The 17,778-nt window shown below is 45.2% G+C and carries 17 protein-coding genes and 1 other annotated feature; of the genes, 16 read left to right on the forward strand and 1 reads right to left on the reverse strand.

Annotated elements, in window-relative coordinates:
* Nucleotides 1–70: 70 nt before the first annotated feature.
* The 14 genes from recA (at nucleotide 71) to FKV70_RS12295 (ending at nucleotide 14,431) form a co-directional block, all read left to right on the forward strand.
* A complete protein-coding gene (gene recA / locus FKV70_RS12230; RefSeq protein WP_025679773.1) occupies nucleotides 71–1,132 on the forward strand; it encodes a recombinase RecA in 1,062 nt (353 codons plus the stop codon).
* A 210-nt stretch (nucleotides 1,133–1,342) separates the two neighbouring features.
* Entirely contained in the window at nucleotides 1,343–2,092 is a 750-nt protein-coding gene (locus FKV70_RS12235) for a regulatory protein RecX (protein WP_063208833.1), read from the forward strand.
* 355 nt (nucleotides 2,093–2,447) lie between these two features.
* Nucleotides 2,448–3,992, forward strand: coding sequence for a ribonuclease Y (gene rny / locus FKV70_RS12240; protein ID WP_013309958.1), 1,545 nt, complete (start codon nucleotides 2,448–2,450; stop codon nucleotides 3,990–3,992).
* A gap of 76 nt (nucleotides 3,993–4,068) precedes the next feature.
* Nucleotides 4,069–4,863, forward strand: a complete 795-nt coding sequence (locus tag FKV70_RS12245) for a TIGR00282 family metallophosphoesterase (RefSeq protein WP_064798075.1) — start codon at nucleotides 4,069–4,071, stop codon at nucleotides 4,861–4,863.
* Nucleotides 4,864–4,992: 129 nt separating this feature from the next.
* Nucleotides 4,993–5,253 (forward strand): stage V sporulation protein S, encoded by a 261-nt coding sequence (locus FKV70_RS12250; protein ID WP_007430104.1) that lies wholly within the window; start codon nucleotides 4,993–4,995, stop codon nucleotides 5,251–5,253.
* Nucleotides 5,254–5,371: 118 nt separating this feature from the next.
* Nucleotides 5,372–6,439, forward strand: coding sequence for a dipeptidase (locus FKV70_RS12255; RefSeq protein WP_142612988.1), 1,068 nt, complete (start codon nucleotides 5,372–5,374; stop codon nucleotides 6,437–6,439).
* Between the two features lie 186 nt (nucleotides 6,440–6,625).
* Nucleotides 6,626–7,711 carry a low temperature requirement protein A gene (locus FKV70_RS12260; RefSeq protein ID WP_142612989.1) on the forward strand — a complete coding sequence of 362 codons (1,086 nt, stop codon included), beginning with the start codon at nucleotides 6,626–6,628 and terminating at the stop codon, nucleotides 7,709–7,711.
* A gap of 142 nt (nucleotides 7,712–7,853) precedes the next feature.
* Entirely contained in the window at nucleotides 7,854–8,426 is a 573-nt protein-coding gene (gene pduL, locus FKV70_RS12265) for a phosphate propanoyltransferase (protein WP_063208825.1), read from the forward strand.
* Between the two features lie 296 nt (nucleotides 8,427–8,722).
* On the forward strand, nucleotides 8,723–10,276 hold the full coding sequence (gene miaB, locus FKV70_RS12270) for a tRNA (N6-isopentenyl adenosine(37)-C2)-methylthiotransferase MiaB (RefSeq protein ID WP_063208823.1): 1,554 nt from the start codon (nucleotides 8,723–8,725) through the stop codon (nucleotides 10,274–10,276).
* A gap of 88 nt (nucleotides 10,277–10,364) precedes the next feature.
* Nucleotides 10,365–10,817 (forward strand): YlbF/YmcA family competence regulator, encoded by a 453-nt coding sequence (locus FKV70_RS12275; protein ID WP_063208821.1) that lies wholly within the window; start codon nucleotides 10,365–10,367, stop codon nucleotides 10,815–10,817.
* Between the two features lie 139 nt (nucleotides 10,818–10,956).
* On the forward strand, nucleotides 10,957–11,361 hold the full coding sequence (locus tag FKV70_RS12280; protein ID WP_142613107.1) for a PaaI family thioesterase: 405 nt from the start codon (nucleotides 10,957–10,959) through the stop codon (nucleotides 11,359–11,361).
* A 65-nt stretch (nucleotides 11,362–11,426) separates the two neighbouring features.
* A complete protein-coding gene (locus FKV70_RS12285) occupies nucleotides 11,427–12,215 on the forward strand; it encodes an NUDIX domain-containing protein (RefSeq protein WP_013370763.1) in 789 nt (262 codons plus the stop codon).
* A 67-nt stretch (nucleotides 12,216–12,282) separates the two neighbouring features.
* On the forward strand, nucleotides 12,283–12,849 hold the full coding sequence (locus FKV70_RS12290; protein WP_142612990.1) for a cysteine hydrolase family protein: 567 nt from the start codon (nucleotides 12,283–12,285) through the stop codon (nucleotides 12,847–12,849).
* Nucleotides 12,850–12,967: 118 nt separating this feature from the next.
* Nucleotides 12,968–14,431, forward strand: coding sequence for a nicotinate phosphoribosyltransferase (locus tag FKV70_RS12295; protein WP_142612991.1), 1,464 nt, complete (start codon nucleotides 12,968–12,970; stop codon nucleotides 14,429–14,431).
* A 69-nt stretch (nucleotides 14,432–14,500) separates the two neighbouring features.
* On the opposite strand, the gene FKV70_RS12300 is transcribed toward FKV70_RS12295, so the two are convergent.
* A complete protein-coding gene (locus FKV70_RS12300; RefSeq protein WP_142612992.1) occupies nucleotides 14,501–15,016 on the reverse strand; it encodes a MogA/MoaB family molybdenum cofactor biosynthesis protein in 516 nt (171 codons plus the stop codon).
* 260 nt (nucleotides 15,017–15,276) lie between these two features.
* Between FKV70_RS12300 and FKV70_RS12305 the strand changes: the two genes are divergently transcribed.
* Nucleotides 15,277–15,606, forward strand: a complete 330-nt coding sequence (locus tag FKV70_RS12305) for a four-helix bundle copper-binding protein (protein ID WP_063208814.1) — start codon at nucleotides 15,277–15,279, stop codon at nucleotides 15,604–15,606.
* Nucleotides 15,607–15,683: 77 nt separating this feature from the next.
* Nucleotides 15,684–15,943, forward strand: a binding site (T-box leader).
* A 67-nt stretch (nucleotides 15,944–16,010) separates the two neighbouring features.
* Nucleotides 16,011–17,735: an arginine--tRNA ligase gene (gene argS / locus FKV70_RS12310; protein WP_142612993.1), complete on the forward strand. Its 1,725-nt coding sequence runs from the start codon at nucleotides 16,011–16,013 to the stop codon at nucleotides 17,733–17,735.
* The last annotated feature ends 43 nt before the right edge of the window (nucleotides 17,736–17,778 follow it).

Genomic DNA, 17,778 nt, shown 5'->3' on the forward strand with positions numbered 1-17,778 from the left:
GAAAAAGTGCTTGGCAAGCGTGTCAAAACAAGGTATTATTAAAGTACAAACAATGAAGGATGTGAGTTTATTGTCAGATCGTCGTGCTGCGCTGGATATGGCGCTCCGTCAAATAGAAAAGCAATTTGGTAAAGGTTCCATTATGAAGTTGGGTGAGTCTACTCACATGCAAGTGGAAACTATCCCCAGTGGTTCGATTGCTTTGGATATTGCGTTAGGAACGGGCGGCTTTCCAAGAGGCCGGATTATTGAAGTATATGGACCGGAATCTTCCGGTAAAACGACAGTAGCTCTTCATGCTATCGCAGAGGTGCAAAAAACAGGCGGACAAGCCGCCTTTATCGATGCCGAGCATGCGCTTGATCCGTCGTATGCGAGCAAGCTGGGCGTCAATATTGATGAGTTGTTACTATCGCAACCAGATACAGGTGAGCAGGCGCTGGAGATTGCCGAAGCTCTTGTGCGTAGTGGGGCAGTGGACATTATCGTCGTTGACTCTGTAGCGGCACTTGTACCGAAGGCAGAGATTGAAGGCGAAATGGGAGATTCCCATGTCGGTCTTCAAGCGCGCTTGATGTCACAGGCATTACGTAAGCTGTCTGGAGCTATTAATAAATCGAAAACTATTGCTATCTTTATCAATCAGCTCCGTGAAAAAGTAGGTGTTATGTTCGGTAACCCTGAAACTACACCGGGTGGACGTGCCTTGAAGTTTTACTCTACGGTACGTTTGGATGTTCGGCGTATCGAAAGCTTGAAAATGGGCAACGACATCGTGGGTAACCGTACACGTATTAAAGTCGTGAAGAATAAAGTCGCACCTCCTTTCCGTCAGGCTGAAGTGGATATTATGTACGGTGAGGGTATTTCCAAAGAAGGAAGCTTGATCGATATCGGTACGGAGCACGACATTGTCGACAAGAGCGGAGCTTGGTATTCCTACGAAGGCGAGCGCCTGGGTCAGGGACGTGAGAATGCAAAGCAATTCTTGAAGGAAAATCCGAACATTGCTAGTACGATCGAGCAAAAAATCCGCGTAGCTAGTAATTTGATTACAACCATTGCTCCACCGACAGAGGAAGAGTTGGCGCAGGAGGCCAAGGAAGAACAGGAATTGCTGGAGCTTGAATAAGCTTGCCTGAGACTTCGCTTCTGATCTGTCATGTGAACTGTAGCCTAGGGATTATGGTACAGTCCGTTTAAATAGCATGATTCTGATGCCCTGCACAGTTGTGCAGGGCATTTTTGCATCAAATAAAGTCTGCTTTGTCAGCAGATTCTAACTTTTGCGCAGCAACTGATTGTAGGTTGCTTTCGTGAATTTCAAAGTGAGGGAAGCATATTGCAGTTGGACGATAAGGATGAATACACTTCGGAAGAAAACAAAGAGCAAGGAATTTCTCTTTTTCCGGATCATGAGGAATTGATGATTACTAGAGTGGAGCAGGGACAGGGACGCAAGCGTGGGAGATACGTCATCCATTTTGGTCCATACTCACTGTCTGTGCTGGAAGATGTAATGATTAAGTACAACATGTTCAAGGGCACGTCATTCGTCAAAAAAGAACTAGAAGATATCGTTTTGGCAGATGAAAAGCAACAGGCTTATGTATATGCGCTGCGCTATTTGGGACAAAAGCCCCGTACATGTCAGGAAATTGCCCGGCGTTTAGCACAAAAGGATGTGGCTCAGATTGTTGTTGATGAAATACTGGTCCGCCTGCAAAGGGAGAAGCTTGTTGATGATGATTTATACGCCCGTCAGTGGGCAAGACAGCGGATAACGAGCCAACGTAAGGGTAAGATGTGGATCAGGCAGGAACTTCGTCAGAAAGGCATCTCTAAAGCCTCTATCGGGGAAGCGTTAGGTGAAATCACCGACAATGAGGAGTGGGAGAGTGCATTAACGGTCGGACGTAAGAAATGGAACCAGGTACGTGGTGATATAATGGATAAAAAAAGGAAGACATTCCCGTTTCTAATGAGACGCGGATATTCGGGAGATATAACACGCCGCGTAATCAATCATCTCTCTGCGGACGAGCAAGATGAAGCTTACGATGACGGGGAGTTATTGCATTGGGAGGAATAGTTTACGGTAGCTGAAGCTTTGGTTAAATGAGCCAGTTATTATATGAACAGTTGCACGGAGTCTACTAATGTTTGCATTCCCTTGACAATGCCATTTGTCAAATAATAAAATATATATGAAACGATATTTGTGGAGTGCCCTTTTTCCTTCCAAAAAAGTGGAGTCCACGGTAAAGTTCTCATCGCCAAATAACAAGTGATGCCGCTATGCCAGGCGGAATTGTACGTGTGAAAGCATGTGCATATGAAATGAAGCGACCTTGTGTCGTTATCTTAGTTTGACGATCAAAGTAAATGTGACAATTGCAAAAAGTCCCAAGGAATGCCTTGGAGGAACCAACGGGGAGGTGAACAGTATGATGACTGCGATCTGGTTCGTTCTCGTTGCTGTAGCCGCGTTATTCTTTGGGTTCGGGATTGGTTATTTTATTCGCAAATCTATTGCAGAAGCTAAGATCTCCAGTGCGGAAGAAGCTGCCGCGCAAATCGTGGAGAACGCGAAAAAAGAGGCAGAAGCACTGAAGAAGGAAACGGTACTGGAAGCGAAAGATGAGATCCACCGCATTCGTGCCGAAGCTGAAAAAGAAACTCGTGAACGTCGTAATGAAATTCAACGACAGGAACGAAGATTGCTGCAAAAAGAAGAATCGCTGGATAAAAAATTGGAATCGCTGGAACGTAAAGAAGAACAAGTGGCCAACAAAGAGAAACGAATCGATGAAACCCAGCAGCAAATTGATTTGATTTACAAGAGCCAGGTAACTGAGCTGGAACGTATTTCCAATCTTACGATGGAGGATGCAAGAAGTATTATTCTGACCAACGTAGAGCAGGAAGTTCGTCATGAAACAGCTCAGATGATTAAGGAAATCGAACAGCAGGCCAAAGAAGAAGCGGACAAAAAGTCTCGTGAAATCATCACACTGGCCATCCAACGCTGTGCGGCAGATCATGTAGCAGAAACGACGGTTTCTGTTGTAACATTGCCGAACGAAGAAATGAAAGGCCGGATTATCGGGCGCGAAGGCCGTAACATCCGTGCACTTGAAACCCTTACAGGGATCGACCTCATTATTGATGATACGCCGGAAGCTGTTATATTGTCCGGATTTGATCCGATTCGTAGAGAGATTGCACGTACAGCTCTTGAGAAGCTCGTAGCGGACGGACGGATACATCCGGCTCGTATTGAAGAGATGGTGGAAAAATCCCGTAAAGAGGTGGACGAACGAATTCGTGAGTATGGTGAACAGGCCACTTTTGAAGTGGGTGTGCATAGCCTGCATCCGGATTTGATCAAGATCTTGGGACGACTCAAGTTCCGTACGAGCTACGGACAGAACGTATTGAAGCACTCGATGGAAGTTGCATACTTGACAGGTCTGATGGCCGGGGAACTGGGCGAGGACGTTGTACTGGCAAGACGGGCAGGTTTGCTGCATGACATCGGGAAGGCGCTGGATCACGAAGTGGAAGGATCACACGTTGAAATTGGCGTGGAACTGGCGAAGAAGTACAAGGAACATCCGGTCGTTATCAACAGCATTGCTTCACATCACGGCGACTGCGAAGCGACTTCAGTAATCGCCATGCTGGTCGGAGCAGCAGATGCTCTGTCAGCTGCAAGACCGGGAGCGCGTCGTGAAACGCTAGAGACGTATATCCGTCGTCTTGAGAAGCTGGAACGCATCTCCGAGTCTTTTGAAGGCGTTGAAAAATCATACGCAATTCAAGCTGGACGCGAAGTTCGTGTTATGGTACAGCCAGAGAAAATTGATGATGCGGAAGCATTCCGACTGGCTCGCGATATTACGAAAACGATTGAGAATGAACTGGATTATCCAGGACATATCAAGGTTACCGTTATTCGTGAGACCCGTGCGGTAGAATACGCAAAATAAAAGCATTTCAATGAAAAGTGGCCGCTGCTTGTAGGGCCACTTTTCATTATGTAAGGCAGACTAGGGAGGGTTTTCTATTAACGTATTATTTATTGGAGACATCGTCGGCAGTGTAGGCAGAAAGGCACTGAGGGAGAATCTGCCTTCGCTTAAATCAAAATACAACCCGCATGTTATTATCGTGAACGGAGAAAACGCAGCTTCGGGAAGAGGGATCACTCAAGCCATCGCCAGAGAGTTTTTTGATTGGGGCGTTCATGGGATAACAATGGGGAATCATACCTGGGACAATAAGGAAATATTTGATTTTATAGATGATGAGCCGCGGATTATCCGTCCGGCTAACTTTCCACCAGGGACACCAGGTCGGGGTTATACTGTGGTAAAAGGTGGTGGGAAGGAACTAGCCATTGTTAATCTGCAAGGTAGAACCTTCTTGCCGGCTATTGACTGTCCATTTCGTGCAGCGGATGATATTGTAGACGAGCTGCGCAAAAAGCATAAACATATTCTAGTAGACTTTCACGCTGAAGCCACCTCCGAAAAAATTGCTATGGGTTGGCATCTGGATGGACGTGCATCCATCGTGGTAGGGACACATACACACGTACAGAGTAATGACGATACGATTTTGCCACACGGAACTGCGTATCAGACAGATGCGGGGATGGTAGGCCCTTATGAGGGTGTGCTCGGTATGCAGAAAGAGGCTGTACTACAGAAATTCCAGACCCAGCTTCCAGTACGCTTCCAGGTGGACATGGGCAAATGGCACTTTCACGCCATTAGCGTAGAACTCAATGATCACGATGGGAAAGCTCGCAAAATTGAGAAAATCAGACTTAAAGAAGATGAATGGCGGATGGATTAAGTTTTTTGCGAGCTGCTTAAGGAAAGAATAAGGAAAACTGTCACCAAAAAGCAGGAATTTTTTGCTGACCCTCGAATAACATCTAATAGTGGAATCAAACCATCATCATTCCCAGGGGAGGTACTTACTATGGATGTATTAAAAGTATCAGCAAAATCCAATCCCAATTCAGTTGCAGGCGCACTCGCAGGGGTACTGCGTGAACGTGGAAATGCAGAATTGCAGGCGATTGGAGCGGGTGCACTAAACCAAGCCATTAAAGCGGTAGCCATTGCCCGGGGATTTGTCGCACCAAGCGGAGTGGATTTGATTTGTATTCCTGCTTTTACAGACATTGTTATTGATGGAGAAGACCGGACTGCGATCAAGTTGATTGTAGAGCCAAGATAATAAATGGAAGTTGCCTGAGCCTGTTTACGTTTTGTAAACGGGCTTTTTTGCTTTGTGATTTAGTTGTTATGGTTTTCAAAATAAATTTATGGACTTTAATCTAATGGGGGTAGGGTGCATGAATGATAAGTATGAAGCGAATTGGCCAGTAGTAGACTTACACTGTGATGTGTTATGTAAAATGCAGCTTGATTCGCAGGTGGATTTTAGTCATTCATCGCTTGATGTCACAAAAGAGCGTTTGCTAGAAGGCAATATAAGGTTGCAAACGTTCGCTATATATATTTCGCAGGTATTGGGCACGCCAAAATTTGAGCATGTCGTTCGTCAAATTGAGCTGTTCAGACAGCATGTAACTTCTACCTCTGGCGGATTAAAACCTTTGCTGTGGAGAGAAGACTTGGCAGCATTTAAAAATACGTCCGCTGTACGTCAAGTAGAGCAAGCACAGCAGACAGGAGTAGAGAAGCAGACGGGAAAGATAACGAACGGACTTGGAAGTGGGACGAATCATATAGGATCACCTTGGGCGTTGCTCTCGCTTGAAGGGGTAGATGCACTGGAAGGAAATCCATTTTATGCGGATGTGTGCTATGCCATGGGTATACGTTTGATCGGGCTGACATGGAATTATGCAAATTGGGCTGCTGACGGCATCATGGAGCTAAGAGGTGGCGGACTAACCCGCAAGGGACATGATCTGGTTAATCGCTGCAATAGTCTGGGACTACTGCTAGATGTATCACACTTGTCCGTACAAGGATTCTGGGAAGTGATGGAGGAGGCGGCCTTACCGCCCATCGCCTCGCACTCCAACGCCTTTGCGAAATGTGCTCATCCCCGTAACTTGCGAGACGAACAGATTCGGGCACTGATCGCCCGTAACGGACGAATTGGATTGACCTTTGTCACGATGTTTCTGAAGGAGCAGGGTACAGTGTATGCTGAGGACCTGCTACCGCACATTGAGCACATCTGTTCATTAGGTGGCGAGAGACATTTGATGTTTGGCTCTGATTTTGACGGTATCGAGACCCATGTACGGGGATTGGAGCACTCGGGGAAATATCCGGTTTTTGCAGAACTATTGTTGAAATATTATCCTGAGGAACTGGTTAAAGGATGGCTGGGAGAACATGCGCTGGACTATTTGCGAACGAATCTGCCGTCTAAAATATCTTCTTAATTAGCTGATATAGCAGTTGTTTTCGCCTGTACAATTCCTTGACAAAGCGAGAACGGTTACGAAATAATTGGAGCATCCGCGGACTGCATGGTGCTAAATAACGCTTGCCGAAATTTTACATAGGTAGAAGCGAACCTAACAGTCACCATGCTGTACCGCCATACTAGAGGGGAGCTCCGTTACATCATGTTGATAAAAAAGGTTACCTGGCTTGAACTTTTCTATGATTTATTGTTTGTAGCAGCTGTCTCCAAGGCGACCCATGTGTTGGTTCATGCAGAGCATGGCAGTATTGATTGGCATAATTTAGGGAAGTTTATTTTGATTTTTATTCCAATCTGGTGGGCATGGGTGGGGCAAACTGTCTATAACAATCGTTTTGGTCAAGACAGTATAAAGCATCGAATTTTTATGATTTTGCAATTATTTTTTGTGTTAATCATGACTGCCAGCCTTAATGTAGATTTTGATGCGTATTATGTATCTTTTTTTGTTGGCTATATTGGCTTAAGAGGTTTGACTGTCGTTCAATATTTGCTTTCGGTCTCCAAAGAAAAAGCTCATAAACAGGAAACTGCTCGTTTTTTTGGAACTTATCTTTGGGTCGGGATAGTCATCTCTAGCTGCTCCCTTTTCTTCGACTCGTGGGTTCGATATTTGATTTTATATACCGGAATTGCTGTTGATATCCTCGTTCCTTTGATCGGTCGTAAAAAGCTGGTGATCACACCTATCCATACAGAGCATCTTTTGGAGCGGTTTGCACAGTTTACCTTAATCCTGCTTGGAGAATCAGTGATAAGTATACTTTCTGTTTTACAAACCGATCATTTCACAGTTTCCTCCATTATATTTGCTGCTTTGACATTTGTACTGGTCATCGCAATCTGGTGGCAATATTTTGAGAATATAGAGAAGCGCGTAGACAAATCAAAACAAACAGCAGGTCAGACTATTATTTATGGTCATTTGTTTATTTATCTTTCTCTTAGCATGCTTGCGGCTTCCATACAGCTCTTATTTTTGGGGCAAGTTTCCTATACTTTTGTACTTTGCTTTACTTTTGCTTCTGTTTTTATTTATTTTATGTCAGTTTTATTGGTATTCCATCGGTACAGATTAAGTCATCTTAGACCTCGTCTCAGAGTCATTTTTTTCTTAACTGGAATCCTCGGTGCCCTGTTTATTCTGAATATATTTATTATTGCTCCTCATCTCATCGTTGCTGAGATCATGCTTTTTTTTCTTCTGTTTGCAAAAATAACGGTTTGATCAAGTTTTATAGGGACAATATGTACGCAGGTTAGGGCGAAAAAGGGAACTTTATGCGCTATCCTTTTCTTTCTTGTCGAAATAGGAGTATAATAGCATAGATGTGTAAAGTATTGTATAGAGAAAAAGGAGTGACCACACGATGACTAAAATCGTACCTGTCGGCGTTTCCGCCCGTCATATTCACCTGACTCAAGAGCATATTGAAATTTTGTTCGGAGCAGGCTATCAATTGACTGAATTTAAACCTTTGTCCCAACCAGGACAATTTGCCGCAAATGAAACGGTAGCTGTAATTGGTCCTAAAGGCCAATTTGATAAGGTTCGTATTTTGGGACCTGCTCGCCCCGCTTCCCAACTGGAAATCTCTCGCACAGATTCCTTTGCTATTGGTGTAAAGGCACCTGTACGCGAATCCGGTAACATTGATGGTACACCAGGAATTACAGTAAAAGGACCAGCTGGAGAAGTGGAACTGCAAGAAGGCGTTATTGTAGCAGCCCGCCATATTCATTTCCATACATCCGATGCAGCTAAATGGGACATTAAGGATAAGCAGCTGCTGAAAGTACGTGTTGGCGGCGAACGTGGTCTTGTATTTGAAAATGTTATTGCACGTGTGTCCGATTCTTTTGCATTGGATATGCATATTGACACGGATGAAGCAAACGGAGCTGGTGTGAAAAACGGTGACAACGCTGAAATCGTTGACTAATATACGTATTTGATCTGGAATATGTAAAAGTCCGACTCTTGCAAAAAGAGTCGGACTATTTTTATATGCAGTAGAATAAACAAATATTTACCTATATACATAAAAACCTCAGCATCACATGGCATCCGATTGGTATCCGGGGATGATCTATGGCTATGACCTATAAATCATGCTATAATTTAGTGTAATGCCTTTTTCAAAGGTTTTTAGGGCTTAAATAAAATAAGCAATGTCTACAGATACAGTAAAAGCATAAATGAGCTCGTGAAATAGATGGTGTAAGGAGTGACCAAGGAATGGCTAAGGAGACAAAAGACTACTCCAAATATTTTGATTTCTCGGATGCGAAGATTATTTCTGAAGATGAGCATAGCAAAAAGATTCGTATTCGCGGACGCGAAATCAACATAATGGCGGAGCCGAACCATAGAAAAGAGAAGCAGCGCGGTAAAGAGGACGTGCAGGTATTATATGATAACGCAGTTCCAGATGAGCTAAAGCATATCGGTGAGGGTAAGCATTATATCGTATATACATTCGGTTGTCAGATGAATGAGCATGATTCCGAAACAATCAAGGGCTTGCTGGAGCAAATGGGCTACCAGGCAACCGAGGATCGGAAGCAAGCAGATATCATTTTACTGAACACTTGCGCTATCCGTGAAAATGCAGAAGATAAAGTGTTTGGGGAGCTGGGTCACCTCAAGCATCTCAAAACAGAAAAGCCGGGACTGTTGCTCGGTGTGTGTGGCTGTATGTCGCAGGAAGAGAACGTCGTGAACCGGATTATGCAAAAGCACGGTTTTGTCGATATGATTTTTGGAACCCATAATATTCACCGTTTGCCTCAACTCGTCAAGGAAGCCCTCTTTAGCAAAGAAATGGTGGTCGAAGTGTGGTCCAAGGAAGGCGACATTATTGAAAACCTGCCGAAGAAGCGCGAGGGTATGCGGGCTTGGGTAAACATCATGTACGGCTGTGATAAGTTTTGCACCTATTGCATCGTTCCCTTCACACGTGGTAAGGAAAGAAGCCGTCGACCAGAGGATGTTATTGCTGAGGTACGGGATTTGGCCCGTCAAGGATTTAAAGAGATCACCCTGTTGGGCCAGAATGTCAATGCCTATGGCAAGGACTTGAAGGATATGAATTACAGATTCGGGGATCTGATGGATGATATGCGCAAAATCAATATTCCACGTGTGCGTTTTACGACCTCACATCCGCGTGATTTTGACGACCATTTGGTTGAAGTGCTGGGTAAGGGTGGCAATCTGGTGGAGCATATTCATCTGCCTGTACAATCCGGTAATACGGATATATTGAAGAAAATGAACCGAAAATATACTCGTGAGCGTGTTTTGGAACTGGCAGCGAAGATAAAAGCAGCTGTTCCGCATGTCTCTCTCACAACAGATATTATCGTAGGTTTCCCGGGTGAAACAGACGAGCAATTTGAAGATACTCTATCTTTGGTGCGTGAAGTGGGCTATGATTTTGCCTACACATTTATTTATTCACCACGTGAAGGTACGCCAGCGGCTTCGATGGAAGATAATGTGCCTATGTCGGTTAAAAAAGAGCGTCTCCGGCGTCTGAACATTGCTGTGAATCAAAACAGCCTGCGCTTTAACAGTCGATTGCGTGGCGAAGTGGTGGAAGTACTGGTGGAAGGCGAGAGCAAAAATGACAGCAAAGTGCTTGCTGGTCGGACTCGTTCCAATAAGCTGGTTCATTTTGAAGGATCTAAGGACCTGATCGGTTCCTTTGTCCAAGTGAAAATTACAGAGCCTATGACTTTCTACATTAAAGGTGACTTGGTTCAAACGCCAGTAGCGGTTAACGAATAAGAAGAATAATCTAACGAGCGTGTCTGCATGCGGTTTGAATAAAGGGCTGCGTGCAAGACTATTTAAGCGAGATAAGGAGCGATGGACAATGTCAGAGGAGCGGTTGCAACATACAGAACTTCAAACGGCGGCGCGCCAGCATGATCATTTGGTCAATCGCGATATGATATTGGCAAAGGCCAAAGAGTTGGCGGGAATTCTGGGCAGCAGTGAGGAAGTGCAGGTATTCCGAAAAGCAGAAGAAAAGATTCAGGATCATGAGCGCATCCAGCAGCTGATTGCAACCATGAAGAAGAAGCAAAAGGAAATTGTAGCATTTGAATCTCTAAAGAATCAAAAAATGATTGCCAAAATAGAGGCTGAACTTCAAGAGCTACAGGAAGAGCTTGACGGTATTCCAATTGTAACGGAGTTTCAGCAGAGTCAGGTAGAAATTAATGAGCTGCTGCAAATGGTGATCACGGCCATCCGTGATACGGTTGCTGAAAAGGTGAACGTAGAAGAGGGCAAGACTACTTCCTCCTCGAATTGCAGTGACTAGAATAAGATTTATGGTGTGGAGGCTTAGCTTCCACGCCTTTTTTTCGAAAGCAATTACTCATTGTAAATGTTCATGAGATACCAAGAGAATTGCGACATCATAGATGGGATGAAAGCGAGGGAATGGTAAGTTGCGTAAGATGCTAGAGGGTGAAGAAAATACTTTTTGGGAGTACTTAGGATGTGAGCTGATTACAGCTGATGCTAACGAGGCACATATCGCTTTGGAGGCCAAACAACACCATACCAATGTGATGGGGATTGTACATGGGGGGGTGCTCACAACATTGATGGATCAGGCGATGGGGATGGTCAGTATGGCTTCACGAAATATGGATTCATGTGTAACAACGAATCTTAACGTTCATTTCTTGTCAGCCATGAGACAAGGACGGCTGGAGGTTAAGGCACGTATTGTTCATCAGGCAGGCCGCACCATAACCACTCAGGCAGAAGTGAGGGATAGTGAAGGTACACTCGGTTGTACAGCTACAGCAACCTTCCGAGTATTGCGTCAACAAGCAAGCGATTCAGGCATGGCCTGACGCTTGACAAAAATTTTTATTATGTCATAATGAATTTATCAAAACGATATAATATGGTGATGCCAATGGATAGCAATCGTATAAACGAAGAGGCGCAGAAGGCGTCGTACAACATTAAAAAATACCGTACCCCGGACGGTGCTCCGGCGGATATCGTAATGTTTACTTTAACGAAGCGTGAGCGCAAGACGGTAACCAAAACATTGCCGATTCGTGAGCTGAAAGTAATGCTCATCAAGCGCCGTAGTTGGCCGTTTGCGGGACGCTGGGCGTTGCCTGGAGGGTTTTGTCAAGAAGATGAATCCATATATGGAGCGGCCAAGCGGGAACTGTTAGAAGAAACCGGTGTAGACGGCGGGCATCTGGAGTATTTGGGCGTATATAGTGGACCAGGCCGTGATCCGCGCGGGTGGATCATATCGCATGCGTTTTTTGCGCTGGTAGAGGAATGGATGCTGGAGCAACGTCAGGCAGCTGATGATGCTTCGGAGGTCGGTTTATTTACGATCCGAGAAGCGTTGGAGGAATTGGAACTGGCGTTTGATCACCGGGATATCATAGTTGATGCTTATCGCAAAATTCAGTTGCAGATGCTTCAGACAACGATAGCCAAGCAATTTTTACCGCCACATTTTACACTGGGTGAATTGTATCAGGTAATACAGAGCGTCGTACCGGATTTCGAAGAGCCGAATTTTATTCGCAAAATAACATCGACTCGTAGTAGACAGGGAATACTGGAAGAGGTTCGGGATGAGAATGGCAAACCGCTCAGTTCCAATCAGTATTCACAAAGACCAGCCCAGTTGTACCGCTTTAGTGATAGAGTACCGCGTTTATCTATTTATACGTAACTTTTATTGGAATAGATTACGCATAGAGCGTACAATCTCACTTTGATGATAAGGAGCTGACTGTACGATGAAGGCACTGATTGTTATTGATTACACGAATGATTTTGTGGACGGTAGTCTGCCTGTGGGGCAACCTGCGATTGAGCTGGATGAACGGATCACAGCAATTACGCAGGCCTACGTGGATCAAGGGGACTTTGTTGTCATGGCTGTCGATTTACATGAGGAGAACGACCTTTACCACCCGGAGAGTAAGCTGTTTCCTCCACATAATATACGTGGAACCGATGGACGACAATTGTATGGTAAGCTTCATAGCCTATATGAGCAGCAAAGTGATCATATCTACTGGTTGGACAAAACACGGTACAGTGCTTTTGCTGGTACAGACCTAGAACTCAGGCTGCGCGAGCGCGGGATCTTGGAAGTTCATCTGATTGGTGTGTGTACAGATATATGTGTGCTACATACGGCTGTAGATGCCTATAACAAAGATTTTGCTATTACTGTCTACAAGGACGCTGTGGCAAGCTTTAATCAGGCGGGACATGATTGGGCTTTGGGTCATTTTGAGGGAAGTCTTGGAGCCACGGTACAGTCGGCTGAAGATACGATTTTATGCCAGAAGAAGTAAAATAACTGAACGATTGTACACCAATGTCCGATAACAAATTAGAGCCGGATATTGCTGAATCTGGGCAGATGAACGGTACACCGTCACCAAGCCAGGGACAGTCAGAGAGGATGATACGATGAAGTCAACGAGCCTCGCATTACATACAGATAAATATCAGATTAATATGATGTACGCCCATTGGGTGAACGGAAGTCACCAACGAAAAGCTGTGTTCGAGGCGTATTTTCGTAAGCTCCCTTTTGGCAATGGATATGCCGTGTTTGCTGGTCTGGAACGCATTGTGAATTACATTTCAAACTTGCGGTTTACAGAAGAGGACATTCGCTATCTGTCAGAGCAGGAGGAAAAGTACGATCCGATGTTCATGGAGGCATTGCGCCAGTTTAAGTTTGGCGGAACGATCCATTCGATGAAAGAAGGAGCACTTGTTTTTCCGAATGAGCCTCTGGTTCGAGTTGAAGGAACAATTATGGAAACACAGCTTGTCGAGACGGCGTTGTTGAATTTTATGAACTACCAGACCCTTATTGCGACAAAAGCATCGCGGATCAAGCAGGTGGCTAGCGACGATACACTGCTCGAATTTGGCACACGGCGCGCACAGGAGGCAGATGCAGCGATTTGGGGAGCGCGTGCAGCTTATGTGGCAGGTTTCGATGCGACTTCTAATATGCTGGCAGGCGAACATTTCGGGATTCCGACAAAAGGGACACATGCCCATTCATGGGTGCAGACCTTTATGACGGAGCAAGAGGCGTTTGACGTGTATGCGAAGGTTTTGCCAGATCAGGTCACGCTGCTGGTAGATACCTTTGACACGCTGGAAAGCGGTGTTCCCCATGCGATTCGGACAGCAAAGATGCTGGAGAGTCAAGGCAAGCGCATGAACGCCATCCGTTTGGATAGCGGTGATTTGGCTTATCTATCTATTCAGGCACGGGAAATGCTGGATGCTGAAGGTTTGGATTACGTACAAATTGTAGCTTCCAACGATCTGGATGAAAATACGATCTTCAATCTTAAAGCCCAAGGGGCACGTATTGATGTATGGGGTGTAGGGACACAGCTGATTACAGCTTCAGATCAACCTTCACTGGGTGGAGTGTACAAGCTGGTAGAGCGGGAAGTAAACGGTGAAATGCTGCCGACGATTAAGATCTCCGGTAACCCGGAAAAAGTATCTACACCAGGCAAAAAGGATGTATACCGCATTGTGGATAAAAAGAAAGGGAGAGCTGTGGCTGATTATATTTCTTTCCCGGATGAAGAACGTCCGCGTAATGGTAAGCGCCTGAAGCTGTTTAACCCTTTACATCCATATATGAAGAAGTATGTTGAAAACTACGAAGCTGTACCGATGCTTGAACCTATTTTTATAAATGGACAGAAGGTATACGAGCTTCCTGAGCTAGATGAAATTCGTGCCTATCATGCTTCACAGCTGAAACTGTTTTGGCCAGAATATTTGCGGAAACTGAACCCTGAAATTTATCGTGTAAATCTTAGCGAGAAGGTATGGGAGCTGAAGCAAAAGCTGATTGACAGCTACATGCAGCCCGAAGTTGAAGAAAAGGAATAATGTAAAAAAGGCACCTCATCCACGTATGGGGTGCCTTTTTTTGTGTCGGCGCATGTGTGAAATAAGAGCTTATTTATAAATTTCTCTCATCACATGTCGCAGCTCAGGGACGATAATACGTTCCATTGCCAAATGAACGGCTCCGCGGGAGCCAGGCATAGAAAACACAGCTGTTTGGCCCACAGTGCCCGCTACAGCCCGGCTTAATATAGCTGCTGATCCAATGTCCTCAGCAAAGCTTAAATAGCGGAAAATTTCTCCAAAGCCAGGTAGTTCCTTATCCAGTAGAGAGGAGACGGCTTCATATGTAGTATCACGCGGAGAAATGCCAGTACCACCTGTTAAAAGTACAGCCTCGATCTCCTCATGTGCCGCAGCTTCGGTTATCAACTGTCGGATACCTTCATATTCGTCCTTGACGATAACGTATCGAATAACCTTGTACCCATTCGTTTCTAGTAGTTCCTTGAGCAGTCGTCCCCCAGTATCTGTCTCCATGGTACGTGTATCAGAGACGGTCACGACCATGCAGTTAACCTGCTGCGGAGATTCCCGCCGGTGCTCCTCTACCGATGTTATATTCATTACAATGTTCACTCCTTGATCAGTGGTTAGCAGCTCTTTTTTTACAATAGAGGAATGATTGACTGTATGCAAGTCAGAAACGGAAGCAAAGAGTTATGTGATTAATATCCTTGCGCAAGCACCTTGGAATATAGTACACTTCCTTACATAAGTCGGGATTTTTTGGGTTTATTTTGTTGAAAGCGCGAACATCGAATGATTAATTTCAAGGTGTAGCGGGTAATAGTACAGCAGGATCAACAACTGGGAGGTAATCTAATATGAATCATTCATACCAAAAATGCGTGGATGCTTGCCTGGAATGTATGAACGCTTGCAATGTATGTTATGTAGCAAGTTTGAAGGAATATGATTTAGCTATGCTGCGTGAATGCATTCGAGTGAGCAGAGAATGCGCAGAGATATGTGGGTTTGCTGCTCAAATGTTGCAGCGCGGAACGGATTTTGCTGAGCAGATCTGTGAGCTATGCGCTAAAGCCTGTGAGGTATGTGCTGCTGAATGCAGTAAGCATTCCCATAATCATTGCAAACATTGTGCAGAAGCCTGCCGTCATTGTGTTGAGGCTTGTCGCCAATTGGTGGCAGTGTAATTACATATACAGAACCAGTACCTGAAGAGGAAATAAAAGGTTGCTTTCTGCTAAATAGGTTTGTATAATGGTGGGAATTAACGTCAGGGAACGGGAGAGTAGCAACGGAACCGTGTCATTACAGCGAGCCGGAAGAGGTGGAAGCCGGTATGAGATCCGATGTGAAGCGCACCCGGGAGATGGTTGGTCCAACGATAAAAAAATTCTAGTAGATCAGCCCGGCAGACACCGTTATTCGTCATTGGAGTGAAATCGCGATTGGTGTAAGCTAATTTTAACTACACCACCGATTTACGAAGAGTGGTACCGCGGGGATATCGAAGTTCTCGTCTCTTGATTATATCAAGAGGCGAGGACTTTTTTTGTTTTTTTGTTAGATCCTATAAAAAGAAGGAGAGAGGAACATGTTGTTGATGATTGCTGCCCAAGCTATATTGGCTCATACGGACTTGGAGGAGAAAGAAGTTTTATCTTTATTTGAGGTGCCTCCGCAGCCTGAATGGGGAGATATGGCGTTTCCCTGTTTCGTGCTGGCTAAAAAGTTTCGAAAGTCTCCACAGCAAATTGCAATGGAATTAGCAGAGCTTGTAAACCATGAAGCAGGTCTAACCGCTTCAGCTTCGGGTGCCTATGTAAATATTATATTGGATCGATCTGTTCATATTCCGACGATGCTTGCTGAATTGAGCAAGCCTGAATTTCTCAAACCCAATATCGGAAATGGACAACGAGTCGTGATTGATATGTCCTCGCCCAATATTGCCAAACCCTTTGGTATCGGTCACCTTCGTTCTACTGTGATCGGTGCTGCCTTGTATCGCATACTTGGTGAAACCGGATATGTGCCGATTAGTGTCAATCATCTGGGGGATTGGGGAACACAATTTGGCAAGCAAATCGCAGCCTATAAGAGATGGGGAAATGAGGAGCAGCTGCAACATGATCCGATTGGGGAATCGTTGAAGCTATATGTGCGTTTTCATCAGGAGGCCGAGCATGACCCGTCATTGGAGGATGAAGGCCGCGAGTGGTTCCGACGCTTGGAGCATGGGGATACTGAGGCTCAACAGCTCTGGGAGTTTTTTGTTGAAGTCAGTCTAGGTGAGTTTGACCGTATGTACCAACGTCTGAACATTTCGTTTGACCATGTGTTGGGGGAAAGTTTTTACAATGATAAGATGCAGGCAGTGGTTGCCCGATTAAGGGCCAAAGGCTTGCTGGAGGAAAGCGATGGGGCGCTTGTAGTTCGTCTGGATGACGAACAGCTGCCGCCGTGTCTTATTTTGAAAAAGGACGGGACTACCATCTATCCCACCCGGGATCTGGCGACAGCGATTTATCGTCATGAAGTGATGAAGGCTGATCGGCTGTTGTATGTCGTTGGCGGGGAACAAAAGTTACATTTCCAACAGGTATTTGCGGTGCTGAAGCAGGCGGGAGAGACATGGGCCGAGCAATGTGAACATGTACCGTTTGGTTTAATGCGATTTGCGGGTAAAAAAATGTCCACAAGACGCGGCAAGGTGGTAAAACTGGAGGAAGTGCTGGATGAAGCTGTAGCGCGTGCTCAAGCCATCATTGCAGAGAAGAATCCCAATTTGCTGGAACAAGAGGCAACTGCTGAAGACGTTGGTATCGGAGCGATTATTTTTGGTGATTTAAAAAATAACCGTCTGAATGAAGTGGATTTTTCGTTGGAAGAGGCACTGACCTTTGAAGGTGAGACTGGACCTTATGTGCAGTATACCCATGCGCGCATACGCAGCCTTCTGGAGAAAGCTCGTGCTCGCGCGGATGTCGATTCTAACTCTAGTCATAACACCCTTGCCCAAGACGGTCATTCTCCTGATTTACATATCGTTTCGGATGAAATGCTGGGTGACGCAGGCTGGGCATTGCTTAAACAGTTGGATCGCTATCACGGACAACTGATACGTACTGTTCAGCAACTGGAACCTTCGGTTATTGCAAGATTTGCAATAGATACAGCACAGGCGTTTAACCGTTTTTACGCTAAGGAAAGAATTGTCGATGGCGGACAATGGCGCCTTCAGTTAGCGGAACAGACTGCGGATATGCTGGCAGGTACACTGAGACTTCTTGGGCTAAAAGCCCCTAACCGGATGTAAGCAGAAAGAAGCTGAACGGGTTACACTAATCGCAGGGTATTCC

The sequence above is a fragment of the Paenibacillus ottowii genome (genome assembly GCF_006874425.1).
In the GTDB taxonomy this organism is placed as follows: domain Bacteria; phylum Bacillota; class Bacilli; order Paenibacillales; family Paenibacillaceae; genus Paenibacillus; species Paenibacillus ottowii.